A 25566-nucleotide genomic window follows, 5' to 3' on the forward strand; every position below is an offset into this window, starting at 1 on the left:
TTCGCCTTTGACTGTATATACTCACAGCATAACTGTATATACACCCAGGGGGCGGAATGAAAGCGTTAACGACCAGGCAGCAAGAGGTGTTTGATCTCATCCGGGATCACATCGGCCAGACGGGTATGCCACCTACGCGTGCGGAAATCGCGCAGCGTCTGGGGTTCCGTTCTCCAAATGCTGCCGAAGAGCACCTTAAAGCACTGGCACGTAAAGGCGTACTGGAGATTGTTTCCGGCGCGTCTCGTGGTATTCGTCTGCTGGTGGAAGAAGAAACCGGTATTCCACTGGTAGGCCGCGTTGCAGCAGGTGAACCTCTGCTCGCACAGCAGCACATTGAAGGTCACTACCAGGTTGATCCTGGCATGTTCAAACCGAGCGCGGATTTCCTGCTGCGCGTTAGCGGGATGTCCATGAAAGACATCGGTATTCTCGACGGCGATCTGCTGGCGGTTCACAAAACTCAGGATGTGCGCAACGGTCAGGTTGTGGTCGCACGTATTGATGATGAAGTGACCGTTAAGCGTCTGAAAAAGCAGGGCAACACCGTGCAGCTGCTGCCTGAGAACAACGATTTTTCCCCTATCGTGGTGGATTTGCGCGAGCACAATTTCTCCATTGAAGGGCTGGCCGTCGGCGTGATCCGCAACGGCGAATGGCTGTAATCTCTTCCTGACAGGCTGCGGCACTCCCGCAGCCTGACTCATTTTTCTGCCCCGGTATGTTCTCATGTCATTGCTGACCGCTTCTGATAAGGCGCTGTGGCGTCTTGCGTTGCCGATGATTTTCTCCAATATCACCGTCCCGCTGCTGGGGCTGGTTGATACCGCCGTAATTGGCCATCTCGATTCCCCCGTCTATCTGGGCGGCGTCGCCATTGGCGCCACGGCAACCAGCTTCCTCTTTATGCTGCTGCTCTTTTTGCGCATGAGCACCACGGGCTTGACGGCCCAGGCGTACGGCGCGAAAGATCCGCTGCGTCTGGCGCGGGCGCTGGTACAGCCGCTGATCCTGGCCCTGGGCGCTGGCGTGCTCATTGTGCTTTTACGCACGCCGCTTATCGATCTGGCCTTACACATCGTGGGGGGCAGCGAAGCGGTGCTGGAGCAGGCCCGGCGCTTCCTTGAAATCCGCTGGCTCAGCGCTCCGGCCTCCCTGGCAAACTTAGTGCTGCTCGGCTGGCTGCTCGGCGTTCAGTATGCGCGCGCCCCGGTTATCCTGCTGGTGGTGGGCAACGTCCTGAACATTGTGCTCGATCTCTGGCTGGTGATTGGGCTGCACATGAACGTTCAGGGCGCGGCGCTGGCAACGGCCATTGCGGAATACGGCACGCTGATAATCGGCTTGTGGATGGTCTGGCGCGTGCTGCACATGCGCGGCATCTCTCTTGGGATGCTGAAAACCGCCTGGCGCGGGAATATCCGCCGGCTGCTGGCGCTGAATCGCGACATCATGCTGCGCTCGCTGCTGCTGCAACTCTGCTTTGGCGCGCTGACGGTGTTTGGCGCACGTCTTGGCCCGGAAATCGTCGCGGTTAACGCGGTGCTGATGACGCTGCTGACCTTCACCGCCTATGCGCTCGACGGCTTTGCGTATGCCGTGGAAGCCCACTCCGGGCAGGCCTACGGCGCGCGTGAAAGCGGTCAGCTGCGCGAGGTCTGGCGCGCTGCCTGCCGTCAGTCGGGGCTGGTGGCGCTGGCGTTTGCGCTGATCTACGCCTGTCTGGGCGAGCATATTATTGCGCTGCTCACCTCTCTGCCTGCGCTGCGGGAGCTGGCAAGCCACTACATTCTCTGGCAGGTGATATTACCGGTGGTGGGCGTCTGGTGTTATCTGCTGGACGGGATGTTTATTGGCGCAACGCGCGGCGCGGAGATGCGTAACAGCATGGCGGTGGCGGCGGCAGGCTTTGGCCTTACGCTGCTGACGGTGCCGTATCTGGGCAACCACGGCCTGTGGCTGGCGCTGGCGGTCTTCCTCTCCCTGCGCGGCCTGTCGCTGGCGTATATCTGGCACCGTCACTGGCGCAACAACACCTGGTTTGCTTCCCCTCACGACAGAGCGTGATGGTTAAAGATTCTGAATATGAAACTGACCGCCGAATCCTTAACTACAATAATTATCACGTCCAGCAGAAATGTACGTCACGGACGTTATGAATTCACGCTTAACACGAGGACACGATTATGAATAAAGACGAAATCGGCGGCAACTGGAAGCAATTCAAAGGTAAAGCGAAAGAACAGTGGGGTAAACTCACCGATGACGACATGACCGTCATTGAAGGTAAACGTGACCAGCTGGTAGGTAAAATCCAGGAGCGTTACGGTTACGAGAAGGACCAGGCTGAAACTGAAGTTAAAGACTGGGAAACCCGCAACGATTACCGCTGGTAACCCTTAGCAGTTTACGTCCCTCTGAAGGCGGCCTTGAGCCGCCTTTGTCTTTTCTAGCGCGGTTTTTTCTTCACCAGAATAGAGTGATCGTGCTGGCACTCATCGTGATGATTGCAGGATTCCACTTCTACACACGCAGAACATAGCCCGTGTGCTTCAATCACGTTATGGCGCAGCGCAAAGCCCATTTTCGCCGCCAGCGTATGCATAATATCTTCCACCCCTTCCGCACCCTCTTCTTTAACGACGCCGCAGCGGTCGCAAATAAACATGGCGGACGTGTGGGTCGGCTGGTCAAACAGATGGCACAGCACGTAGCTGTTGGTTGACTCAACCTTATGAACAAACCCCTGCTCCAGCAGGAAATCCAGCGCGCGATAAACGGTAGGCGGCTTGGCCTGCGGTTCGCTTACGCGCAGCAGATCCAGCAGATCGTACGCGCTGATCGCCCCCTGTTGCAGGCTCATCAGACGCAATACCTCAAGGCGCTGCGGGGTCAGGCGCACATTGCGTTGCGCACACAGCTTTTCAGCCTGCGCCAGCAGCTCTTTTGTGGACTTCTCCATGAAGCACCTCGGATGAAATAGGAAGGAAGACCCTCACTTTACCATGTTCTGCTAAAAACACCGAGGATCGCCAGGTGTGCTATACCTGACGCATCGCAATCCGGGGAGCACACCATGAAAAGACCTGACTGTATTCGACACTGGCGCGACGTTGAGGGCGCGGATGATTCCACCTATCCCGACAGCAACGAGCTTTTTTCCATCGGCGCGCCGCTGGCCCGCAGGCTCGGGCTGGGGCGCATCGGCATTCATCACGAGCGCCTACCGCCGGGACGGCGTACCTCTTACCCTCATGCCGAAAGCGACGAAGAGGAGTTTATCTACGTGCTGGAGGGATATCCCGAAGCCTGGATCAACGGCTATTTGTGGAAGCTGGAGCCGGGCGATAGCGTGGGGTTTCCTGCCGGAACCGGCGTGTGCCACACCTTTATCAATAACACCAGCGAAGAGGTGCGGCTGCTGGTCGTCGGGGAGGCGAACAAGAAACAAAACCGCATCTACTATCCGCTGAATCCGGAGTATGCCGCCACGCGTGAAGACCGCTGGGTAGACCATCCGCCGCAGTTTTTTGGGCCGCACGATGGAAAACCTGGGCGAAAATAATTTCCTCTTCTATAAATATTGAGGGCCGTCACAAATAACAACAGGCCCGCAGGGAATTTAACTTAAGGAAAAAGCGGGTCTTTTTGTACTTATTCACAGCAATAGTTCGCTCCTGTTTGGGTGATAACAGACAGGGTTAATTAATAACAGCTATAAGACGAGCATACTGTGAAAAAACATTTTAAATTTTCGGTGGTTAGCATCGCTGTCTCCTTTTTTGTGGCAAATCAGGCGGGAGCAGCCAATACCTGGACGGAGTCGCGTAGCGACGCAATGGGTGGCACGGGTGTCGCAGCAGGCACCTATGGCAGCGGGGCGCTGATCAACCCGGCGCTGCTGGCAAAGGCCAAACCTGAAGACGACGTGACGGTTATTCTGCCGTCGGTCGGCGCGCAGATTACGGATAAAGACAATCTTCAGGACGAAATCGACAATATTAACGACAAAATCAATCACTATCAGGACGTGATTGACGATCTGACGCCAACGGAGATTATTACCAATCCGTTAGGCTCAATAAACCAGTTCCAGGGCGCGGCGAAAGATCTTGCCGACGAGCTGGACTACCTCAAAGGCAAAACGGCACGCGCCACGGCGGGTGCGGGTATTGCCGTCAGTATTCCTAACGATGTGCTGTCCGTGGCCTTTATGGCGAAAGGCTATGCCCACGGGCGCGTTAGTTCGTCTATCGATCAGCAGGATATTGATTACCTGCGCGGGATCCAGAAAAGCGATCTGGTTGCGGCAGGCGTTGCGCTGGATGCGGCGGTGAACGGCACCGATCAGATCACGAAAAACCTCAACTCTACGGCATCCGGCCGCGCGGCGATTGTTTCCGATTACGGTATCGCGGTGGCGCGTCAGTTTGATTTGGGCGGCGTTCCTGTGTCCGTGGGCGTGACGCCAAAACTGCAAAAAACCTGGGTCTATAACTACACCACCTCTATCTACGATTACGACAGCAACAAGTGGAACGACAGCCGCTACCGCACCGACGATACCGGCTTCAACGTGGATGCCGGTATTGCTGCCGACTTCGGTGAAAACTGGACGCTGGGCGTGAGCGGGCAAAACCTGATGTCGCGCGATATCGACACCAAAGATGTGCGTATCCGCAACGGTCGTACGGGAGAGGTGGTGAGCTATAAAGACACCTACCAGATCCGTCCGCTGGTGACGGCGGGTGCCGCCTGGCACAACGATCTGGTCACCTTAACCGCCGACGGCGATCTGACCGAAACCAAAGGCTTTAAGAGCGAAGACACCTCGCAATACGCGGGTGTGGGTGCTGAAATCACGCCGCTCAGCTGGCTCGCCGTGCGCGCCGGCTTCCGTGCCGACATGAAAGGTAACGACAGCAACGTCTTTACCGGCGGTCTGGGGTTTGCGCCGTTTAACACGGTACACGTGGACCTGATGGGCCTTTACGGTGAGGACGAAACCTGGGGCGCAGGGGCGCAGCTGAGTATGACCTTCTAAAGTGAACCGGAGGCGCTGCGCCTCCGGCTTTTCTTTGTGCTATAGTAGCGCCCCTTTTCCACCAGATGCTTAAAACTTCGCCATGTCGTCAGAATCCCGGACTCCTTTCCCCGCACACCGTTTCTCCATCGCGCCGATGCTCGACTGGACGGACAGACACTGCCGTTACTTCCTGCGCCAGCTCTCCCGCCATACGCTGCTGTACACCGAAATGGTGACCACCGGGGCGATTATTCACGGCAAGGGCGACTATCTGGCGTACAGCGAAGAGGAGCATCCGGTTGCCTTGCAGCTGGGCGGCAGCGATCCGGCAGCTCTTGCGCAGTGCGCGAAGCTGGCAGAAGAGCGCGGCTATGACGAGATTAACCTCAACGTCGGCTGTCCTTCCGATCGCGTGCAAAACGGCATGTTCGGCGCCTGCCTGATGGGCAACGCGCAGCTGGTGGCGGACTGCATCAAAGCGATGCGCGACGTGGTTTCTATTCCGGTCACGGTGAAAACCCGTATCGGCATCGACGACCAGGACAGCTACGAATTCCTGTGTGATTTCATCAATACGGTGGCCGGAAAGGGCGAGTGCGAGATGTTTATTATCCACGCGCGTAAGGCCTGGCTTTCGGGTCTTAGCCCAAAAGAGAACCGCGAAATTCCGCCGCTGGACTATCCGCGCGTTTATCAGCTCAAGCGCGATTTCCCGCATCTGACGATGTCGATTAACGGCGGCATTAAGTCGCTCGACGAGGCGAAAACGCATCTGGGCCATATGGATGGCGTGATGGTCGGTCGCGAGGCGTACCAAAATCCGGGCATCCTGGCGACGGTTGACCGTGAAATCTTTGGCATTGAAGGGGCAGATACCGATCCGGTTGCGGTGGTACGCGCCATGTACCCGTATATCGAGCGCGAGCTGAGCAACGGCACCTATCTTGGACATATCACCCGCCATATGCTCGGGCTTTTCCAGGGCATTCCGGGCGCGCGCCAGTGGCGTCGCTACCTCAGCGAGAACGCGCACAAAGCGGGTGCGGATATCGAGGTGCTGGAACACGCGCTGCGTCTGGTTGCCGATAAGCGATAATCATGCGAATTGCCTGAAAAATCAGCGCAATAACCGTGTCCGTTACTCAGGTATTGTGGGGTTCGTCACAGACCTGTAACTTTCCCGGCAGCATTGCTTAGAACAGAATAGGATTTAGTTATCGAATCTGTCACTATTGCTGCCGCTAAAGAATTCATCGAGCTGTACCCTACATACAGCCGAAAAATAAAAGAAAGGGCTTCCCGAAAAGGAAGCCCAATTTCTTTTTCCCGTCATAACTCACGCCTTGCTGCAACATGAATTATACAGGGAAATGAGTTAAGGAATTAACAGACTCGACCCCTGTGTCGCTCTACTCTCCAGCACCTCGTGCGCACGCTGCGCATCGCTCAGCGCGAACTTCTGAGAATCCGCCACATCGACCTTAATCACCCCGCTCGCAATCAGCGAAAACAGCTCGTTGCTGGCTTCCTCAAGTTCTTCCCGGTTAGTGATGTAGCCCTGAAGAGAAGGGCGCGTAACGTACAGCGAGCCTTTCTGGTTGAGGATGCCCAGATTCACGCCTGTCACCGCGCCTGAGGCGTTGCCGAAGCTCACCATCAGGCCACGGCGTTGCAGGCAGTCGAGGGACGATTCCCAGGTATCTTTCCCCACCGAGTCATACACCACGCGCACTTTTTTGCCGCTGGTGATCTCTTTGAGCCGCTCAACCAGGCTCTCTTCACGATAGTTAATGACCTGCCACGCGCCCGCATCCAGCGCGCGCTGCACTTTCTGCGCACTTCCCGCGGTGCCAATCAGCTTCGCCCCCAGCGCTTTTGCCCACTGGCAGGCGATCAGCCCCACGCCGCCCGCGGCCGCATGGAACAGGAACTGCTCGTCGGGTTTGATCTCGTAGGTTTTACGCAGCAGATAGTAAACGGTCAGCCCTTTCAGGAAGGAGGCTGCTGCCTGCTCAAAGGAGATGGCGTTAGGCAGCAGGGCGGCTTTATCGGCCGGGACGTTGTGGACGGAGCTGTAGGCGCCCAGGGCAGATTGCGCATACACCACGCGGTCGCCCTCTTTTATATGCGTAACCGCGCTACCCACTTTGACCACCACGCCTGCCGCCTCGGTTCCCAGCCCGCTTGGCAGCGACGGAGGCGGATAAAGCCCACCGCGAATATAGGTGTCGATGTAGTTAATTCCGATGGCTTTGTTTTCAACCTGGATCTCGTTTTCGCCAGGCGCAGCGGGGGAAAACTCCACTGCTTTGAGTACGTCAGGGCCACCATGCTTGTGAAATTCAATACGTGTTGCCATGCTTCCTCCAGAAGAAAATGTGGTAATCTTTCGACCCACTCTTTATCTCGGTAACTCCATTCACTATGGCAGGAAACAAACCCTTCAACAAACAGACTGAACCCCGTGAACGTGATTATCAGGTCGCCGGGTTAAAGGTCCCGCCGCACTCGATTGAAGCGGAACAGTCGGTGTTGGGCGGTTTAATGCTGGACAACGAACGCTGGGACGATGTCGCCGAACGCGTCGTTGCTGAAGATTTCTATACCCGTCCACACCGCCATATCTTTACCGAAATGGCGCGCTTGCAGGAATCCGGCAGCCCGATTGACCTGATCACGCTCGCGGAATCGCTGGAGCGTCTGGGTCAGCTGGACAGCGTCGGTGGATTTGCCTATCTGGCAGAGTTATCAAAAAATACACCAAGTGCGGCGAACATCAGCGCTTACGCCGATATCGTGCGCGAACGCGCGGTGGTGCGTGAGATGATCTCGGTGGCGAACGAAATCGCCGAAGCCGGTTTCGATCCGCAGGGGCGCACTAGCGAAGACCTGCTCGATCTCGCCGAATCCCGCGTGTTTAAAATCGCCGAAAGCCGCGCGAATAAAGATGAAGGGCCGAAAAATATCGCCGACGTGCTCGACGCCACCGTCGCGCGTATCGAACAGCTTTTCCAGCAGCCGCACGACGGCGTGACGGGTGTGAATACCGGCTATGACGATCTCAACAAGAAAACCGCTGGCCTACAGCCGTCGGATCTGATCATCGTCGCGGCGCGTCCGTCGATGGGTAAAACAACATTTGCAATGAACCTCGTCGAAAACGCGGCGATGTTGCAGGATAAGCCAGTATTGATTTTCAGTCTTGAGATGCCCTCCGAGCAGATCATGATGCGTTCTCTGGCGTCGCTTTCCCGCGTCGATCAGACCCGCATTCGTACCGGTCAGCTCGACGATGAAGACTGGGCGCGTATCTCCGGCACCATGGGTATTTTGCTGGAAAAACGTAACATCTATATCGATGACTCCTCCGGCCTGACGCCGACGGAAGTGCGCTCCCGCGCGCGCCGTATCGCCCGCGAACACGGCGGTATTGGCCTTATCATGATCGACTACCTTCAGCTGATGCGCGTGCCGTCGCTCTCCGACAACCGTACCCTGGAAATCGCCGAAATTTCCCGCTCGCTCAAGGCGTTAGCCAAAGAGCTACAGGTGCCGGTGGTGGCGCTGTCGCAGCTTAACCGCTCTCTGGAACAACGTGCGGACAAACGCCCGGTCAACTCCGACCTGCGTGAATCCGGCTCCATCGAGCAGGATGCCGACTTAATCATGTTCATCTACCGTGATGAGGTTTATCACGAGAACAGCGACCTTAAAGGGATCGCTGAAATCATTATTGGTAAGCAACGTAACGGCCCGATCGGGACGGTGCGTCTGACCTTTAACGGACAGTGGTCGCGCTTTGATAACTATGCGGGCCCGCAGTACGACGACGAATAAGGATTTTTTTACATGCAAGCGGCAACAGTAGTCATTAACCGCCGCGCTCTGCGACACAACCTGCAACGTCTGCGTGAACTGGCGCCCGCCAGTAAACTCGTTGCAGTCGTGAAAGCGAACGCTTACGGACACGGTCTTCTCGAGACCGCGCGAACGCTCCCCGATGCCGACGCGTTTGGCGTCGCCCGTCTTGAAGAGGCTCTGCACCTGAGGGCCGGCGGCATTACGCAGCCCATCCTGCTGCTTGAAGGCTTTTTTGAGGCCGCCGATCTGCCGACGATTGCCGACCAGCATCTGCACACGGCGGTGCATAACGAAGAGCAGCTCGCTGCGCTCGAAACCGCTGAACTCAGCGAGCCTGTGACCGTCTGGATGAAGCTCGATACCGGAATGCACCGCCTGGGCGTGCGCCCGGAGAAGGCCGACGCCTTTTATCAGCGCCTGAGCCGGTGCAAAAACGTGCGCCAGCCGGTGAATATCGTCAGCCACTTTGCCCGCGCCGATGAGCCGGAGTGTGGTGCGACGGAGCAGCAGCTCGATATTTTCAACACCTTCTGCGAAGGCAAGCCGGGAATGCGTTCCATTGCGGCTTCCGGCGGCATTCTGCTCTGGCCGCAGTCGCACTTTGACTGGGCGCGTCCGGGCATCATTCTTTACGGCGTATCGCCGCTGGAGAACAAACCCTGGGGGCCGGATTTCGGCTTTAAGCCGGTGATGTCGCTGGTCTCGAACCTGATTGCCGTGCGCGAGCACAAAGCGGGTGAGCCGGTGGGCTACGGCGGCACCTGGGTCAGCGAGCGCGACACCCGTCTGGGCGTGGTGGCGATGGGCTACGGCGACGGCTATCCGCGCGCGGCACCGTCCGGTACGCCGGTGCTGGTGAACGGTCGTGAAGCGAAGATTGTCGGTCGCGTGGCGATGGACATGATTTGCGTCGACCTGGGGCCAGAAGCCCAGGACAAAGCGGGTGATGCAGTGGTGATGTGGGGCGAAGGGCTGCCCGTCGAACGCATCGCGGAAATCACAAAAGTAAGTGCTTACGAACTTATCACGCGCCTGACCTCGCGGGTCGCGATGAAGTATATCGACTGACCTCTTTCTGGAGTGAGATCGTGATTCTCACTCCAGTTCAGTAACATCCCTCGATCTTCTCCCATATCCGGTTTATTGTGGATTTCCCTGCCTCATCGATATCCGGAGAACCATCGCGTGTTTCAGAAAGTTGACGCCTACGCCGGCGACCCCATTCTCTCCTTAATGGAGCGTTTCAAAGAAGATCCCCGCAGCGACAAAGTGAACCTGAGCATTGGCCTTTATTACAACGAGGAGAGCATCATTCCTCAGCTACAGGCCGTTGCCGAAGCCGAAGCGCGCCTCAACGCGACGCCGCACGGTGCTTCGCTGTATCTGCCGATGGAAGGATTAAATACCTACCGCAACACCATCGCGCCGCTGCTGTTTGGTGCCGATCATCCGGTGCTCGCGCAGAAACGCGTGGCGACAATTCAGACGCTTGGCGGCTCGGGCGCGCTGAAGGTCGGCGCAGACTTCCTGAAAAAATACTTCCCGGATTCCGGCGTGTGGGTCAGCGACCCGACGTGGGAAAACCACATCGCCATCTTCGAAGGCGCGGGCTTTACGGTCGGCACTTACCCGTGGTTTGACGGTGAAACCAACGGCGTGCGCGTTGAGGCGCTGCTGGAAAAACTGAACACCCTTCCGGAGCGCAGCATCGTGCTGCTGCATCCGTGCTGCCATAACCCGACCGGTGCGGATCTGACCAACGCTCAGTGGGATGCGGTCATTGACGTGCTGAAAGCGCGTAACCTGATCCCGTTCCTCGACATCGCCTATCAGGGTTTTGGTGCCGGGATGGAAGAAGACGCCTACGCGATCCGCGCCATTGCCAGCGCCGGGCTGCCCGCGCTGGTCAGCAACTCCTTCTCGAAAATCTTCTCGCTCTACGGCGAGCGCGTGGGCGGCCTGTCCGTGGTCTGCGAAGACGCGGAATCCGCCAGCCGCGTGCTCGGCCAGCTGAAAGCCACGGTGCGCCGCATCTACTCCAGCCCGCCAGCCTTTGGTGCGCAGGTGGTGGCAACCGTTCTGGGCGATGAGCAGCTTAAGGCGGCCTGGCTTGCCGAAGTGGACGCCATGCGTACGCGCATTCAGACGATGCGTCAGGAGCTGGTAAACGTGCTGAAAGAGGCGGTGCCGGGGCACAGCTTCGACTATCTGCTTAAGCAGCGCGGAATGTTCAGCTATACCGGACTGAGCGCGGCGCAGGTCGATCGCCTGCGCGACGAGTTCGGTATTTACCTTATTGCCAGCGGTCGTATGTGCGTGGCGGGCCTGAACGCGGGCAACGTGCAGCGCGTGGCGCAGGCGTTTGCAGCTGTAATGTAAGTACTCACTATCCTTTCGTCCTCCCTCTCCCTGTGGGCTGGGTTTTCTCCCTCTCCCTGTGGGAGAGGGCTGGGGTGAGGGCATCAGGCTGCTCAGCTCGATATCTACGCTTTGTGATCTTCTTCTTTTTATTCAACTCCATAAGAAAAAACTCCTTTCATTCGAATCCCCCAGGGGGTATGGTCAGGTAGTTTTTTGACCATCCGCTCAAAATAAAACGATAACAAACTGAATATTCAGGGGAAAATATGCGCAAGATCACACTGGCGCTCAGCGCCGCCTGCTTATTGTTCTCGCTTAACAGTGCCGTCGTTGCGCGTGCGTCCGCGCCCACGCCGATTTACACCGGAACCACCGCCGCCATTCTCGCCGAGCAGGCGCCCATTCACTGGGTCTCCGTGGCACAAATTGAAAACAGCCTGATGGGACGTCCGCCGATGGCGGTGGGCTTTGATATCGACGATACCGTCCTCTTCTCCAGCCCTGGCTTCTGGCGCGGCAAAAAAACGTATTCACCGGACAGCGAAGACTATCTGAAAAACCCGGAATTCTGGGAAAAGATGAACAACGGCTGGGACGAGTTCAGCATCCCGAAAGAGGTCGCCCGCGCGCTGATCGCGATGCACGTTAAACGCGGCGACAGCATCTATTTCGTCACCGGACGCAGCCAGACCAAAACCGAAACGGTCTCCAGAACCTTGCAGGATGATTTCCTGATCCCTGCCGCCTATATGAATCCGGTGATTTTCGCGGGCGACAAGCCCGGCCAGAACACCAAAACCCAGTGGCTCGATCAGAAAAATATCAAAGTCTTTTACGGCGATTCGGATAACGATATCACCGCCGCCCGCGACGTCGGGGCCAGAGGGATCAGGGTATTACGCGCCTCAAACTCGACCTATCGACCGCTGCCAATGGCCGGGGCGTTTGGCGAAGAGGTGATTGTGAACTCAGAATACTGAGAACGGCTGATTTTTTGCACAAATACCGCCTGCCGGGTTTACCTTTTGTCGTCTTGCTGCACACTTAAAGGGGCAGGCAATCAGGTCGCGTTCAACCCACTCAAGGGGAGCTAAGATGACAATCTCGGAGATACTGCAATACTGCATGAGTAAACCTGGCGCGGAGCAAAGCGTCCACAGTGACTGGAAAGCCACGCAGATAAAGGTCGGTGACGTGTTGTTTGCGATGGTGAAAGAGGTAGAAGGGCGTCCGGCGGCGTCGCTCAAAACCAGCCCGGAGCTGGCCGACTTACTGCGTCAGCAGCACGATGACGTCAGGCCGAGTAAGCATCTCAACAAAGCCCACTGGAGCACCGTCTGGCTCGACGGCTCGCTGCCTGGCTCGCAAATTTACTATCTGGTGGATGCCTCTTATCAGCAGGCGGTTGAGCTGCTGCCGGAAACAACCCGACAACAGCTCTCCGTGTAACGATTACAGCAACGGCTTAAGGAAGCGTGCGGTGTGTGAGGCTTCGCACTCTGCAACGGTTTCTGGCGTGCCGGAAACGAGAATTTCACCGCCGCCGCTGCCGCCTTCCGGGCCGAGATCCACAATCCAGTCCGCGGTTTTAATCACGTCGAGGTTGTGTTCAATCACCACGATGGTGTTGCCCTGATCGCGCAGCTGGTGCAGCACCTCAAGCAGCTGCTGAATATCCGCAAAGTGCAGACCGGTGGTCGGCTCGTCGAGGATGTACAGCGTCTGGCCGGTGCCGCGCTTGGACAGCTCGCGCGCCAGCTTCACGCGCTGCGCTTCACCGCCGGACAGCGTGGTCGCTGACTGGCCCAGACGGATATAGGTCAGCCCCACGTCCATCAGCGTTTGCAGCTTACGCGCCAGGGCCGGAACCGCATCAAAGAACTCACGCGCCTCTTCGATGGTCATATCCAGCACTTCGTGGATGGTCTTGCCCTTGTATTTGATCTCCAGCGTTTCGCGGTTATAGCGCTTGCCTTTGCACTGGTCGCACGGCACGTAGATATCCGGCAGGAAGTGCATCTCAACCTTGATGACGCCGTCGCCCTGACAGGCCTCACAGCGTCCGCCGCGCACGTTAAAGCTGAAACGTCCTGGCGTATACCCGCGCGAACGCGATTCCGGTACGCCGGCAAAGAGTTCACGTACAGGCGTGAAGACGCCGGTATAGGTCGCCGGGTTAGAGCGCGGGGTGCGTCCAATCGGGCTTTGGTCGATATCGATAACCTTGTCGAAATGCTCCAGACCCTGAATGTCGCGGTACGGCGCGGGCTCGGCAAGCGTGGCCCCGTTCAGCGCAGTCTGCGCAATCGGGAACAGCGTGTCGTTAATCAGCGTCGATTTACCGGAACCGGATACCCCGGTGATGCAGGTAAACAGGCCGACAGGCAGCGTCAGGGTCACGTCTTTCAGGTTGTTGCCGCGCGCTCCGGTCAGCTTGAGCACTTTTTCCGGATCCGCCGCCACGCGCTGTTTCGGCACCTCAATCTTGCGTTTGCCGCTCATGAACTGCCCGGTCAGAGACTCTGGCACCGCCATGATATCTTTCAGCGTTCCTTCTGCGACCACCTGGCCGCCGTGAACGCCCGCCCCCGGACCGATGTCGATGACGTGGTCGGCCGCGCGAATCGCGTCTTCGTCGTGCTCAACCACAATCACCGTGTTACCGAGGTTACGCAGGTGAACCAGCGTGCCGAGCAGGCGCTCGTTATCGCGCTGGTGCAGGCCGATAGACGGTTCATCCAGCACGTACATCACGCCCACTAAACCCGCGCCGATCTGGCTCGCCAGGCGGATACGCTGGGCTTCACCGCCGGAGAGGGTCTCTGCCGAGCGGGAAAGCGTCAGGTAGTTCAGGCCGACGTTCACGAGAAACTTCAGGCGATCGCCGATCTCTTTCAGAACTTTCTCAGCAATTTTCGCACGCTGGCCGGAAAGCTTCAGGTTGTTGAAGAAGTCCATCGCGTGACCGATGCTCATGTCTGAGATGGTCGGCAGTGCGGTGTTCTCAACGAACACGTGGCGCGCTTCACGGCGCAGACGCGTACCTTCACAGGTGGCGCAGGAGCGGTTGCTGATGAACTTCGCCAGCTCTTCGCGTACCGCGCTGGATTCGGTCTCTTTGTAGCGGCGCTCCATGTTGTGCAGAACGCCTTCGAACGGATGGCGGCGCACGGAGGTGTCGCCACGATCGTTCATGTATTTGAACTCGATGTTCTCTTTGCCGGAACCGGAGAGGATCACTTTGTGGACGTTTGCGCTCAGGCTGGCCCACGGGGCTTCCACGTCGAACTTGTAGTGCTCCGCCAGCGATTTCAGCATCTGGAAATAGTAGAAGTTGCGCTTGTCCCAGCCGCGGATAGCACCGCCCGCCAGCGACAGTTCCGGATTCTGGATCACCCGGTCCGGGTCGAAATACTGCTGCACGCCCAGGCCGTCGCAGGTCGGACACGCGCCCGCCGGGTTGTTGAACGAGAACAGGCGCGGTTCCAGCTCGCGCATGCTGTAGCCGCAAATCGGGCAGGCAAAGTTGGCGGAGAAGAGCAGCTCTTCCGCTTTCGGGTCGTCCATATCAGAGACCACCGCCGTGCCGCCAGACAGCTCCAGCGCGGTTTCAAAGGATTCCGCCAGGCGGGTCGCCAGGTCTTCACGCACTTTGAAACGGTCAATCACCACTTCGATGGTGTGTTTCTTTTGCAGCTCCAGCTTTGGCGGGTCAGAGAGATCGCACACTTCGCCGTCGATACGGGCGCGGATATAGCCCTGGCTTGCCAGGTTTTCCAGCGTTTTGGTGTGCTCGCCCTTGCGCTCTTTGATGATGGGCGCAAGCAGCATCAGGCGCTTACCTTCCGGCTGCGACAGCACGTTATCGACCATCTGGCTCACGGTTTGTGCCGCCAGCGGGACGTCGTGGTCCGGGCAGCGCGGCTCGCCCACGCGGGCATACAGCAGACGCAGGTAGTCGTGAATTTCGGTAATAGTACCGACCGTCGATCGCGGGTTGTGCGATGTCGATTTCTGCTCAATGGAGATGGCCGGCGATAACCCTTCGATGTGGTCAACGTCCGGTTTTTCCATCAGCGACAAAAACTGCCGCGCATAGGCAGAGAGTGATTCAACGTAACGACGCTGTCCTTCGGCGTAGAGCGTGTCGAAAGCCAGTGAGGATTTGCCAGACCCCGAAAGCCCGGTCACGACAATGAGTTTGTCGCGAGGGATTATGAGGTTGATATTCTTGAGATTGTGGGTGCGGGCGCCCCGTACTTCGATCTTATCCATTCACCTTTCCCGGTAGGAAGACTGTTTGGCTGGTTTGTTTGAAGGACAAACGCCTGTCAGAAACGGCTAATTATGACACAAAATGACCTGTTTGAATATACAGTATTGGAATGCATTTTCTGATTGTCTGTGTAACAATGTCGAGTTCGCGAGAGATTTCTGAACGCGCCACGCAACTATGCAAATTGCGACGTGGAAATGGTACACTCGCGCGTTTACACTATTAAGAAACGTATTCAGGAGACACGAACATGGCCAGCAGAGGCGTAAACAAGGTGATTCTCGTCGGTAATCTGGGCCAGGACCCGGAAGTACGCTATATGCCGAGTGGTGGCGCAGTTGCCAACATTACGCTGGCTACTTCCGAATCCTGGCGTGATAAAGCGACCGGCGAAATGAAAGAGCAGACCGAATGGCACCGCGTTGTGCTGTTTGGCAAACTGGCGGAAGTGGCGGGCGAGTACCTGCGTAAAGGCTCTCAGGTCTACATTGAAGGCCAGCTGCGTACCCGTAAATGGACCGATCAGTCCGGCGCTGAAAAATACACGACTGAAGTCGTGGTAAACGTCGGCGGCACCATGCAGATGCTGGGTGGCCGTCAGGGCGGTGGCGCGGCACCAGCAGGTGGCGGCCAGCAGCAGCAGGGCGGTTGGGGTCAGCCTCAGCAGCCTCAGGGCGGCAATCAGTTCAGCGGCGGCGCGCAGTCTCGTCCACAGCAGCAGTCTGCTCCGGCACCGTCTAACGAACCGCCAATGGACTTTGACGACGACATCCCGTTCTAAGTCTTACCGCACGATAAAAAAAGCCCCTTTCGGGGCTTTTTGTTTTTTCAGCCCGCGTAGCGCTGAATGAATCCGGTGAATTCGCTAAAGCAGAGCGGCTTCGAGAAGAAATAGCCCTGCAAGCAGTCAATGTGGTTCTCTTTCAGGTAGTCGACCTGATAGCCATGCTCCACCCCCTCAGCCGTCGTGAGGATGTTCATTCGTCTGGCCATATCAATCACGCAGTCAATCAGCGGCGTCGACGCATCTTCTGATATCTGGCGGATAAACATCCGGTCGATCTTGATGCTGTCAGGGTTCAGATTGGCGATAAAGGCGAGATTCGAAAAGCCCGTGCCGAAATCATCCAGCGCAATCTTGATCCCCCTGCGCTTGATGTGCGCGATTTTCCCCGCGATATCTTCGTTGATATCGATGTTATCCCGCTCGGTGATCTCAAAGACCAGCGTGATGCCCAGCGCATCGAAGACCAGCGCCCAGTAATCCACGAACAGATGGAAACTGTCGTCCACCACGTGCGCATGGCTGATGTTCAGGTTGAGCTTAAACCCCGGCGGGAAGGCGGCGATGCCCTGTTTGAGATCGTGCGCCACCTGTTCCAGCAGGCTTTCCGTCAGGCTGATAATAAGCCCGGTGCTCTCCGCCACCGGGATAAACACATCCGGCGGCACAAAGCCCAGTTCGTCGTGCTGCCAGCGGGCCAGCACCTCCGCCCCGGAAACGGTATTGCTTTGCGCGCAGATGAGCGGCTGGTAATGGGGATGAATACGGTGCTGGCGGATAGCGCGCGCCAGCTGGGAATAGAGCGAATGCCGCCGGGTTGCCAGCAGCCAGGTGACGATGGCCGCGACCAGAGGAACGAGAACGATCAGACTGATACCCATCAGCGACGTAAGCCTGACGAGCGTGCTGGCGCTCATCTCCCGCAGCCGCCAGGCGAGCAGAGAGGTCGCCGCCAGGCTGACGACAAACACCAGTACCACGGCGGCGATCCGGTTATGCTTTTTGCGCAGAAGGTGCTTCCGATACATGTTCGATAAGCCTTACGCGCGCGCGGGCTGTAAATACTGCTGGTGAAAGGCTTCTTTGCTGACCGGGCGCGAGAAGAGGAATCCTTGCCCATACTGCACGCCGTGGCGCAGCATGGTCGATACGTGGGTGTAGTTCTCGATGCCTTCGATAATCACGTCGATATCCCACGGCTTCAGGTGCTCCAGCATGGCGAAGGTCTCGTCGAGCCTGTCGGCGGTGAGGCAGCTGCGATCCAGCTTGACGTAATCCGGCACGTGGAGCGCCAGCCGCGACTGGAGTTTTTCCATGCCGTCGATGCCGTCCCAGGCGAGGTTAATCCCGGCGTCGCTCAGGGCGCTCAGGTTCTGGCTCACCGCATCGGTCGGCTCGTCGCTGTCGGTTATCTCAAACACGATATGGCGCGGCGAGAGGGCAAACCTCTCCAGCAGGGCTAAGGCGCGCGTCGCAAAGCCGCCGTCCTGTAGCTGTACCCAGGAGATGTTAAAGGTGAAAAGCTGGTTCACGCGCGCCTCCGGCGTCTGGCTGGCGATATAGCGAAACGCCTGCGCCATGATGTAATCGCCCATCGAGACTATCCCGCCGGTTTTTTCCAGCTCGCTGATAAACAGCTGCGGCGGAACCACATGGCGGCGATGGGTGCCGCGTACCAGCACTTCACCGCCGATGCAGACGAAGCGCGAGAGATCGAAAATAGGTTGAATAACAAAATCGATGCCCGCATCGAGTTTATTTTTTTCGACACACTGCATCACAAAATGGGTACTTTTTTCCATGCCAGCCTCGTAGCCATAATTCTACAACCTAAAGCGACACAGCCGCCGCCAGACTTAAGCGGGCGGCAGACATGAGGCGCGCTAATCAGCTGGCGATGACTTTGTTCTTTCCGGTTTTCTTTGCCTGATAGAGCAGCTTATCCGCCCGGGCGATCACCTCAGGCAGCGACGCGCCCCCCATTTTCGCCAGGCCTGCGCTGAAGGACACTTTCAGATTATTTTCCCTGAAATTGCGGGTATTCACCGTTATTCGCCACTTTTCGAGATAGCTTTTCGCCTTTTCAGCGGAAATGCCGTCAAACAGAACGGCGATCTCCTCGCCGCCGTAACGGTACAGCGTGATGTTCTCCAGCCCCCGCAGGCGCAGCCCCAGCTCGGCGATGGTTCGCAGCACTATATCCCCGACCGGGTGCCCCCAGGTATCGTTAATCGTTTTGAAATTATCGATATCAATCATGGCGAGATGGGTCAGCGGTTTACCGTTGAAACGGTAGGCGTCCGCATCAAACGCGCGGCGGTTCTTTAGCCCGGTCAGACCGTCGGTCAGGGCTTCATGGGCGATTTTTTCATGACGCTGCTGCGAGCTGTGGATCTCCTCAAAAATCAGCTCCTCCACGGCGGCGGGTTTAATGGTTCCCGCCCTGATGCTGGTGGCGATGCGCATAAAGATGGTGTTCATGGCCGCGCGGGTGGACCACCAGCAGAAAAACATCACCACCAGCGTAAAGAGCACACCCCAAATGACGTTCAGGCTCCGGTTCAGGATCAGATCGCTGAGGTACGCCTCATCCACCTCATGGATAACCAGCCAGGACTGGGAGGCGACGGCACGATAGGCGTAGTAATGTCCATCCATGGAAAAATCGCCCCGATACTCCTGCGCAAGGTGGGCCAGCGCCTTCAGCTTTGCCGGTTCGATCGGATAACCGGGATTAATGACCATCTCGCCTTCGCGGGTCATGACAAAGGTTCTGCTTTTCATCGGCGGCAGCGCGTCGTTGAGGATCTCAACGCTTTTGTCGATATCCAGGTTCAGCGCCAGCACCCCGTTGTTTGAGCCATCCGTCCCGTTGATAAGCGGCCGGGAGATGGTGATCACCCGCTCCTTATTGGCGAAGGGATCTTTGCTGACGCTGAAATGCGCTTCGTCGGAATCTTCTATCGAAATGGTAAACCAGGGCTCTTTGGTAGGGTCCCAGTCGAACGTGCTGTCGACATAGGGCAAGCGAATAAAATGGCCATGATGATCGGCATGAATAATGGAAATACCGTCCGGCATAATACGCAGGCGCTCGATAAGCCAGGTGCGCAGCGCGAGATTACTTTCGCCCGTATCGTCAAATTTATGCTGGTCGGCGGCGATGCGCGCCATTTCCCCCATGCTGTTTTCATATCCATCCAGATATTTATCCAGGGTGGAGGCCACATTATTGATATAGAGGCGATTTTGTTTTCTGTAGAGATCCTGGGCGATGCTCCATTGCGAATGGACAATCAGAAGACCCACAAGAACAATGGTTAAGGCTAATACCGCGAAACAAATATTCAGCGGTTTTCGGAAGTTTAAACTTTCGATCACAGATGACTCCGGAACTCCAGGCTGTACCACTTCGGGGGTAATAAATTACGTGTCTATGCGGCGTGTATTGAAGAAATGTTAAAAATGAAAATAATATGCGTTAATTATTATGAAAATTAAGGTATTTATATAAGTAAAACCTTAGCGAAATAAGAGTCTATCGCCCCCTTTTTTGATTGTCAAAGTCGATCGAATGATTGTTATTGATCGTTATAATCAATCTCAGGAAATAGCATAACTAACGCTTTGTTATAACGATCAATAGCTTAATATTGATTGGCGAAAACGATCTGTATTAGTGCGGGAAAAAATTAAATGAATATAAATCAGCTTATTAAAACTGAATGGCTATAAAGAGTGGATATTGTTCAGGACGTTATTTTCGAAGAAAGACGACAAGAATGGCTAAGAGGATAAAGGGAAATAGTATTTCCGCAAGCGGGTGGAAATAGTATTTCCCGAGGGGAAAGACGCTTTCACTTATTCATTTTTAATATCGTACTCCACCAGGATCCAGCTCACCGGATAGCCGTTTTGCCAGGGTAGCGTTTCGCCTTTTTTGACGTTAACGATGTTCTTTATCATCGGATTGGATATTTGCCAGTAGCCGCTTTGCGGACAAATATTTCCGCTGCTGCGTCGGATACCCAATGGGCTGCGGCTGGATTCAGTTTGCGAGGCGTAGGCAGACGCCGTGGCGACGGTCAAATTGCTGCTATCAATTTTCATTTCATGCATCCATTTCAATACACTCCTGTATTTATCGCGACAAAATAAGCACATTACTTAACATTTTATTTATATTATTCACTTATATAGCCCTTATTTAGGGTTTATATTGCAATGGTCAGTTTCATTCGCCACAATAGCCGCCCCCTGGATAAAAGTTGAACAAAATGACGCGTAGTATTATTAGCAGCCTGTTTTTATTGACCCTGTTTTTCAGCGGCAGCGCGCTGGCGGTGAACTGCCAGCGCGCGGTGACGCCGCTGGAGAACACCATCTGCAATAACGACAATCTTCACTGGCTGGATAGCACCCTGTCGGTGGTCTATCACCAGGCGCTTCAGCACGAAGGCGTGGAAGGCAGCAATAAAAAATACGACGAGTGGGAAAAGCTGCTGGAGAAATGCACCTCCGACGCCTGTATCGAGCGCGCCTACTACGCGGGCATCAGCGCCCTGTCTGACACCAACCGCGATTTCAAGTGGGACGGCAAATGGTGGAACATGCTGGCACCGAACATGAGCGGCGGCGTCATTCAGTTCAGCCGTAACGCCCAGTGGAGCACTACCCTGGACATCCGCGCCTGGGCAGGGCTGAACAAGGATGAATACACCGCTGAAGCACGACGCCTGTACGGAATGCTGGTCGTGGACAGGGTCTCTGATACCAGCAACTGCAAGCTGCTGCTGATCCCCAAACACGACGGTCTGTTGCAGGTTTACAGTAATTCAGAATGGGGCTGCCGCCTCTCCATGCCGGCGGGCGTGTTCCTGGACGGGGCCTATAAGCTCGCGGAAACCGACCCGCGACCGAAGCCGACGCTGCTGTCGCTAGGCATCTTCCCGAACGCGGAGATGGACGACAAATTCCGTCAGCTGGTGGGCGAGGATTATCAGAACTTCGTGAACAGCGCGAACGTCTACATCTACCAGGACGACATCGACAATATGGGCGCGCGCGTCCTGTCGATGTGGGTGCAGGGGGCGGCAAACAGCAGAACGGCGATCGTGATGTATACCCCAAACGGCAACATCTGGGCGGGGCGGATCTCCCCGGCGAAGGGCGGCGGGCTGGAGCTGCATTACTTCAGCACCGACGGCAGCGACCAGCGCAAAATGCCGCGCACGCTGGTCGCCTGGAAGCTACGCTTTTTAGATAATTAGGTCAGCGTTCCCACGATGGTCAAATCGCTGTCGTCCGGCACTTCGTTATAGGACAACACGTGAAGGTTGCTGGCAAACAGCCGCCCGTAGCGTGAAATCAGCGGCCGCAGCTGCGGCGTCACCAGCAGCAGCGGCGGCATCCCTTTCGCTTTCATCTGCTCCTGAATCACCGGCATGGTGTTTTGCAGCTGGGTCAGGATGTTCGGATCCACCGCAAAGCTGTCCAGCGCCACTTTCCCCGCCTGCTGGGACTGATTCAGCGCCCCCAGCAGAATATTTTCCAGCGCGTTATCGATGGTATAGGCGGCCAGCTTCTGGCGGTCGCCGTTGATGGCATGAATGATCGCCCGACGCAGGGCGAAGCGCACGTCGGCGGTCAGCAGGATCGGATCTTTGGTCACCGCCGAGCTTTCCAGCAGCGTGGAGGCGATGGTGACAATATCTTTCAGCGACACCTGCTCCAGCAGCAGCTGGCGATAGACGCGCAGCAGCAGGCTGAAGCTGAGCGCGTTGGTCAGATCTTCCGCCAGCTTCGGCGCCTGGGAGGCCAGCCGGGCGTGAAGATGGGTGATGTCGTCGTAGTTAAACAGCTCGGGCAGGTTTTCCCGGGCGATCTTGTTTACGTGGGTGGCGACAACGCTGGCGCAGTCCACCACCTGATACCCCAGATTCAGCGCGTTGGCCTTTTGTTCCGGGTCGATCCAGACGATCGCCATGCCGTAGGCGGGATCGGTATCCAGCACGCCGTCGATCTCACCGTAGAGTTCCGCGCCGGGGATCGCCATCAGTTTTTCGGCGTAGACTTCGCCGAGCGCGGTGCGAATGCCGTTGATGTAAATCGCGTACTGGGCAGGCTTCAGGCGGAAGTTTTCCCGGATGCGGATCTCCGGCAGCAGCACGCCGCACTGCTCGGAGACCACCTGACGCACCCCCCGGATACGCTGCGAGAGCGGGCTGCCTTTCGCCGAATCGATCAGCGTGACCAGCTTGTAGCCCAGATTCAGCCCGATCGGCTCTACCAGCGGAATACTGTCCCAGCCGATAGTGGGCGCGGTATCCGTGGAGAGCGCCTCGCTGATGGCGTCGTAATCCGTCTCTTCTTCCGCCGGTTTGACCACCTTGCTCTGACGCCAGGCGGCAAACAGCAGCAGCGCGGTGAAGCACAGGAAGGCGATGTGCGGCATGCCGGGCACAATCGCCAGGATAAACATGACGAACGCGGCGGTATAGAGCACCTGCGGCTTCGCCAGCAGCTGGGTTTTGATCTCATCGCTAACGTCGTCGCCGTCGCTGACGCGGGTCACGATAATCGCCGCCGCCGTTGCTAACAGCAGGGACGGGATCTGCGCCGCCAGACCGTCACCGATGGTGAGCAGCACGTACTGCTGGAAGGCGTGGCTGGCGTCGAGATTGTATTTAAAGATACCGATACAGATCCCGCCGATGACGTTAATCACCAGCACCATGATCCCGGCGATGGCGTCCCCGCGCACGAACTTGGAGGCCCCGTCCATCGCGCCGTAGAAGTCGGCCTCTTTCGACACCTCTTTACGCCGATCTCGCGCCTGGTTCTGGTTAATCAGCCCGGCGTTAAGATCCGCATCAATCGCCATCTGTTTACCCGGCAGGGCGTCCAGCGTGAAGCGCGCGGAGACCTCCGAAATACGCTCGGCCCCCTTAGTAACCACCACAAAGTTGATGATCATCAGGATGATAAAGACCACGAAGCCGACGACGAAATCCCCGCCGATCACCACCTGGCCGAACGCCTCAATCACCTTACCGGCCGCGCCTTCCCCTTCATGACCGTGCAGCAACACCACGCGGGTGGAGGCCACGTTCAGGGTGAGGCGCATCAGCGTGGTGATCAGCAGCAGCGTCGGGAAGACGGCAAAATCCAGCGGACGCTGCATGTTCACCGCCACCAGCAACACCACCACCGACAGCACGATGTTGAAGGTAAAGAGAATATCGAGCATCAGCGGCGACAGGGGCAACATCACCATCGCCAGTACGCTCAGGAGCAATATCGGTACGCCCACGTGTCCTTTACGGAGTATGGCAAGCGTCTGCTGTAACTTACTGTTCGCCATCGGCTTTTAAGACCTCTTTCGGAATGGTTATCTGCCTGTTCAGGCGGGGTTTCTGTTCAAGCTGGCCGGTACGCCAGGATTTAAGCTGCATGACATAGGTCAGCACGTGCGCAATGGCGCGAAAAAGCTGGGCGGGAATTTGCTGGTTCACCCGCGTGGTGTGGTACACCGCGCGCGCCAGGGGCGGAAATTCCACAATTTCAATCTGATGGTGACGGGCCACGTCGCGGATGTGCAGGGCAATATCGTCCATTCCTTTGGCGACGATGTAGGGCGCTTCGGCTTTTTTCGGATCGTATTTCAGCGCCACCGCATAGTGCGTGGGGTTGGTAATAATCACGTCGGCATCGGGCACGGTGCGGTTGATCTGTCCCATCGCCATCTGGCGCTGAAGCTGGCGAATACGGCCCTTGATCTGCGGATTCCCGTCGTTGTTCTTGTACTCCTCTTTCACCTCCTGCTTGGTCATGCGCATTTTTTTGGTGAACATGAACCTGGTCAGCGGCACGTCGAGCAGGGCAAAAATCACAATCACGGAGATAAAGTAGATCAGCACGTGATGCAGAATGCCAAACCCCTGGTGGATCGCCTGGTTCAGGCTGAGGCGTTGCAGGTGCAGCAGCGGGTTCAGCGAGCTATGCACCATGCTGTAGAGCACCGCGAGGATAATCCCGCACTTGAGCATCATTTTGCCGACGTCAACGTAGTGGCTGCTGGAGAACATGCGCTTTACGCCGCTGATGGGGCTGAGTTTTTTAAAGTCCGGCTTCAGCTTCGATACCGTAAAAATCCAGCCGCCGGGCACCAGGCTGGCAATGATGCAGGCGAGGGGGATCGGCGCCAGCGTGGCGATAAAGCGGATAATCACCCACACGTTGAGCATCAAAAACTGGCTCAGCGCCCCGTTGTCATCCAGCCGTCCGGCCATCATCCCCACCGAGGTGAAAGACTCGCTTACCAGCTGTTTGTAGTAGGGGAAAAAGGTCCCCATGGTGATAAACGACGCCAGCAGGCCAACGGCCATCGTGAGGTCTTTCGATCGCGGTAAGTCCCCTTTTTCGCGCGCCTTGCGCAGCTTTTGCGCCGTGGGTTTTTCGCTTTTATCGCCGCTGGAGGACATTACCGGCTCCTCACGGCGTCAAGCCTGGCCAGAATTTCATTGGTCAGGTTGAGATAGTGATCGGGAATATTGGTCATCATCATCGAAATACAGAGCAGGCCAAACAGCATGCTGATAGGGAAGCCCAGCGAGAACAGGTTCAGGGTCGGGGACACGCGGTTCAGCAGCCCGAAACCGCCCTGCACAATCAGCATCACAAAGGTGGTGGGGATGGCAATCAGCGTTGCCGACGACATGATCCAGCCCAGACTCTGCACCACCAGCAGCAGCGTCGGCTGGTTGATCGCCTGGCCGATGGGCCACCAGGTAAAGCCTTTGTAGAGAATAGTCACCACCAGCAGGTGCCCGTCCATCACAAAAAAGAGCAGGCCGCAGAAGGTGTAGATCATCTGGGAAATCACGGTGGTCGACGAGCCGTTCACCGGGTCGTTCATCATCGCCATCCCCAGCCCCATATTCATCGACAGGATGTGTCCCGCGGTTTGCAGGGCGACAAACACCAGCTGCATGGCAATGCCGAACAGCAATCCCCACAGCAGCTGTTCCCCGATAAGCAGGAGCGTGCGCATGGACATCAGCTCGCTCATCAGCACCTTTTCCGGCAGCATCGGCGTGATGATGACCGCCAGCGCCAGGGCGAGCACGGTTTTGATCCGGCGGCTAAAGGCGCGGTTATCCAGCACCGGGCAAAAGTGCAGAAACGCCAGAATGCGAAAGAAGGGGAAGACCAACGCCAGCAGCGGGTTAATCAGCGTATGAATATCAATGCCCATTG

23 protein-coding genes are annotated in these 25566 nt (G+C 56.9%); 13 read left to right on the forward strand and 10 right to left on the reverse strand.

Annotated features, from left to right (window positions below):
• Positions 1–56 precede the first annotated feature (56 nt).
• The 3 genes from lexA (at position 57) to ACSVHP_RS15810 (ending at position 2396) form a co-directional block, all read left to right on the forward strand.
• Positions 57–665, forward strand: a complete 609-nt coding sequence (gene lexA, locus ACSVHP_RS15800) for a transcriptional repressor LexA (RefSeq protein WP_234674868.1) — start codon at positions 57–59, stop codon at positions 663–665.
• A 64-nt stretch (positions 666–729) separates the two neighbouring features.
• Positions 730–2067: an MATE family efflux transporter DinF gene (gene dinF, locus ACSVHP_RS15805; protein ID WP_417313397.1), complete on the forward strand. Its 1338-nt coding sequence runs from the start codon at positions 730–732 to the stop codon at positions 2065–2067.
• A gap of 119 nt (positions 2068–2186) precedes the next feature.
• Complete coding sequence (locus ACSVHP_RS15810) at positions 2187–2396, forward strand: CsbD family protein (protein ID WP_042321172.1); 210 nt, start codon at positions 2187–2189, stop codon at positions 2394–2396.
• Positions 2397–2449: 53 nt separating this feature from the next.
• Here the strand turns inward: ACSVHP_RS15810 and zur are convergent, their stop codons facing one another.
• Positions 2450–2962: a zinc uptake transcriptional repressor Zur gene (zur, locus tag ACSVHP_RS15815; protein WP_234674866.1), complete on the reverse strand. Its 513-nt coding sequence runs from the start codon at positions 2960–2962 to the stop codon at positions 2450–2452.
• A 114-nt stretch (positions 2963–3076) separates the two neighbouring features.
• On the opposite strand from zur, the gene ACSVHP_RS15820 reads away from it, so the two are divergent.
• The 3 genes from ACSVHP_RS15820 to dusA all read left to right on the forward strand — a co-directional run bounded on the left by ACSVHP_RS15820 (position 3077) and on the right by dusA (position 6122).
• Positions 3077–3565 (forward strand): cupin domain-containing protein, encoded by a 489-nt coding sequence (locus ACSVHP_RS15820; RefSeq protein WP_234674865.1) that lies wholly within the window; start codon positions 3077–3079, stop codon positions 3563–3565.
• Between the two features lie 168 nt (positions 3566–3733).
• Positions 3734–5044: a conjugal transfer protein TraF gene (locus tag ACSVHP_RS15825; RefSeq protein WP_447552390.1), complete on the forward strand. Its 1311-nt coding sequence runs from the start codon at positions 3734–3736 to the stop codon at positions 5042–5044.
• An 82-nt stretch (positions 5045–5126) separates the two neighbouring features.
• On the forward strand, positions 5127–6122 hold the full coding sequence (dusA, locus tag ACSVHP_RS15830) for a tRNA dihydrouridine(20/20a) synthase DusA (RefSeq protein WP_447552391.1): 996 nt from the start codon (positions 5127–5129) through the stop codon (positions 6120–6122).
• 279 nt (positions 6123–6401) lie between these two features.
• Here the strand turns inward: dusA and ACSVHP_RS15835 are convergent, their stop codons facing one another.
• Positions 6402–7385, reverse strand: coding sequence for an NADPH:quinone reductase (locus ACSVHP_RS15835; RefSeq protein WP_447552392.1), 984 nt, complete (start codon positions 7383–7385; stop codon positions 6402–6404).
• A 65-nt stretch (positions 7386–7450) separates the two neighbouring features.
• Here ACSVHP_RS15835 and dnaB point away from each other — a divergent pair, with 65 nt between their 5' ends.
• The 5 genes from dnaB to ACSVHP_RS15860 all read left to right on the forward strand — a co-directional run bounded on the left by dnaB (position 7451) and on the right by ACSVHP_RS15860 (position 12697).
• Positions 7451–8863, forward strand: coding sequence for a replicative DNA helicase (dnaB, locus tag ACSVHP_RS15840; protein WP_417313394.1), 1413 nt, complete (start codon positions 7451–7453; stop codon positions 8861–8863).
• A gap of 12 nt (positions 8864–8875) precedes the next feature.
• The gene (alr, locus tag ACSVHP_RS15845) at positions 8876–9955 is read left to right on the forward strand and encodes an alanine racemase (RefSeq protein WP_447552393.1); all 1080 of its coding nucleotides are present in this window, start codon (positions 8876–8878) and stop codon (positions 9953–9955) included.
• Positions 9956–10072: 117 nt separating this feature from the next.
• Positions 10073–11266, forward strand: coding sequence for an aromatic amino acid transaminase (gene tyrB / locus ACSVHP_RS15850; RefSeq protein WP_447552394.1), 1194 nt, complete (start codon positions 10073–10075; stop codon positions 11264–11266).
• A 248-nt stretch (positions 11267–11514) separates the two neighbouring features.
• Positions 11515–12228: an acid phosphatase AphA gene (gene aphA, locus ACSVHP_RS15855; protein WP_447552395.1), complete on the forward strand. Its 714-nt coding sequence runs from the start codon at positions 11515–11517 to the stop codon at positions 12226–12228.
• 115 nt (positions 12229–12343) lie between these two features.
• A complete protein-coding gene (locus ACSVHP_RS15860) occupies positions 12344–12697 on the forward strand; it encodes an MmcQ/YjbR family DNA-binding protein (RefSeq protein ID WP_234674857.1) in 354 nt (117 codons plus the stop codon).
• A gap of 3 nt (positions 12698–12700) precedes the next feature.
• Here the strand turns inward: ACSVHP_RS15860 and uvrA are convergent, their stop codons facing one another.
• Positions 12701–15523 carry an excinuclease ABC subunit UvrA gene (uvrA, locus tag ACSVHP_RS15865; RefSeq protein WP_447552396.1) on the reverse strand — a complete coding sequence of 941 codons (2823 nt, stop codon included), beginning with the start codon at positions 15521–15523 and terminating at the stop codon, positions 12701–12703.
• A 251-nt stretch (positions 15524–15774) separates the two neighbouring features.
• On the opposite strand from uvrA, the gene ssb1 reads away from it, so the two are divergent.
• Complete coding sequence (ssb1, locus tag ACSVHP_RS15870) at positions 15775–16305, forward strand: single-stranded DNA-binding protein SSB1 (protein ID WP_234674855.1); 531 nt, start codon at positions 15775–15777, stop codon at positions 16303–16305.
• 47 nt (positions 16306–16352) lie between these two features.
• On the opposite strand, the gene ACSVHP_RS15875 is transcribed toward ssb1, so the two are convergent.
• The 4 genes from ACSVHP_RS15875 to ACSVHP_RS15890 form a co-directional block, all read right to left on the reverse strand.
• Positions 16353–17336, reverse strand: coding sequence for an EAL domain-containing protein (locus ACSVHP_RS15875; protein ID WP_447552397.1), 984 nt, complete (start codon positions 17334–17336; stop codon positions 16353–16355).
• A gap of 12 nt (positions 17337–17348) precedes the next feature.
• Complete coding sequence (locus ACSVHP_RS15880; RefSeq protein ID WP_447552398.1) at positions 17349–18110, reverse strand: EAL domain-containing protein; 762 nt, start codon at positions 18108–18110, stop codon at positions 17349–17351.
• Positions 18111–18195: 85 nt separating this feature from the next.
• Positions 18196–19689 (reverse strand): sensor domain-containing diguanylate cyclase, encoded by a 1494-nt coding sequence (locus ACSVHP_RS15885; protein ID WP_447552399.1) that lies wholly within the window; start codon positions 19687–19689, stop codon positions 18196–18198.
• A 480-nt stretch (positions 19690–20169) separates the two neighbouring features.
• Positions 20170–20418 (reverse strand): hypothetical protein, encoded by a 249-nt coding sequence (locus tag ACSVHP_RS15890; RefSeq protein WP_234674851.1) that lies wholly within the window; start codon positions 20416–20418, stop codon positions 20170–20172.
• 167 nt (positions 20419–20585) lie between these two features.
• Between ACSVHP_RS15890 and ACSVHP_RS15895 the strand changes: the two genes are divergently transcribed.
• Positions 20586–21578 (forward strand): lysozyme inhibitor LprI family protein, encoded by a 993-nt coding sequence (locus ACSVHP_RS15895; protein WP_447552400.1) that lies wholly within the window; start codon positions 20586–20588, stop codon positions 21576–21578.
• Here ACSVHP_RS15895 and ACSVHP_RS15900 read toward each other — a convergent pair.
• The 3 genes from ACSVHP_RS15900 to fliR are packed head-to-tail and all read right to left on the reverse strand — an operon-like array spanning position 21575 to position 25564.
• Positions 21575–23671, reverse strand: a complete 2097-nt coding sequence (locus ACSVHP_RS15900; RefSeq protein ID WP_447552401.1) for a flagellar biosynthesis protein FlhA — start codon at positions 23669–23671, stop codon at positions 21575–21577. The genes ACSVHP_RS15895 and ACSVHP_RS15900 overlap by 4 nt on opposite strands.
• Complete coding sequence (gene flhB / locus ACSVHP_RS15905) at positions 23658–24791, reverse strand: flagellar biosynthesis protein FlhB (RefSeq protein ID WP_447552402.1); 1134 nt, start codon at positions 24789–24791, stop codon at positions 23658–23660. The genes ACSVHP_RS15900 and flhB overlap by 14 nt, the downstream gene beginning before the upstream one ends.
• Complete coding sequence (gene fliR / locus ACSVHP_RS15910) at positions 24791–25564, reverse strand: flagellar biosynthetic protein FliR (protein ID WP_417316391.1); 774 nt, start codon at positions 25562–25564, stop codon at positions 24791–24793. The genes flhB and fliR overlap by 1 nt, the downstream gene beginning before the upstream one ends.
• Between the last annotated feature and the right edge of the window lie 2 nt (positions 25565–25566).

This window comes from Enterobacter sp. 186315, assembly GCF_053290175.1.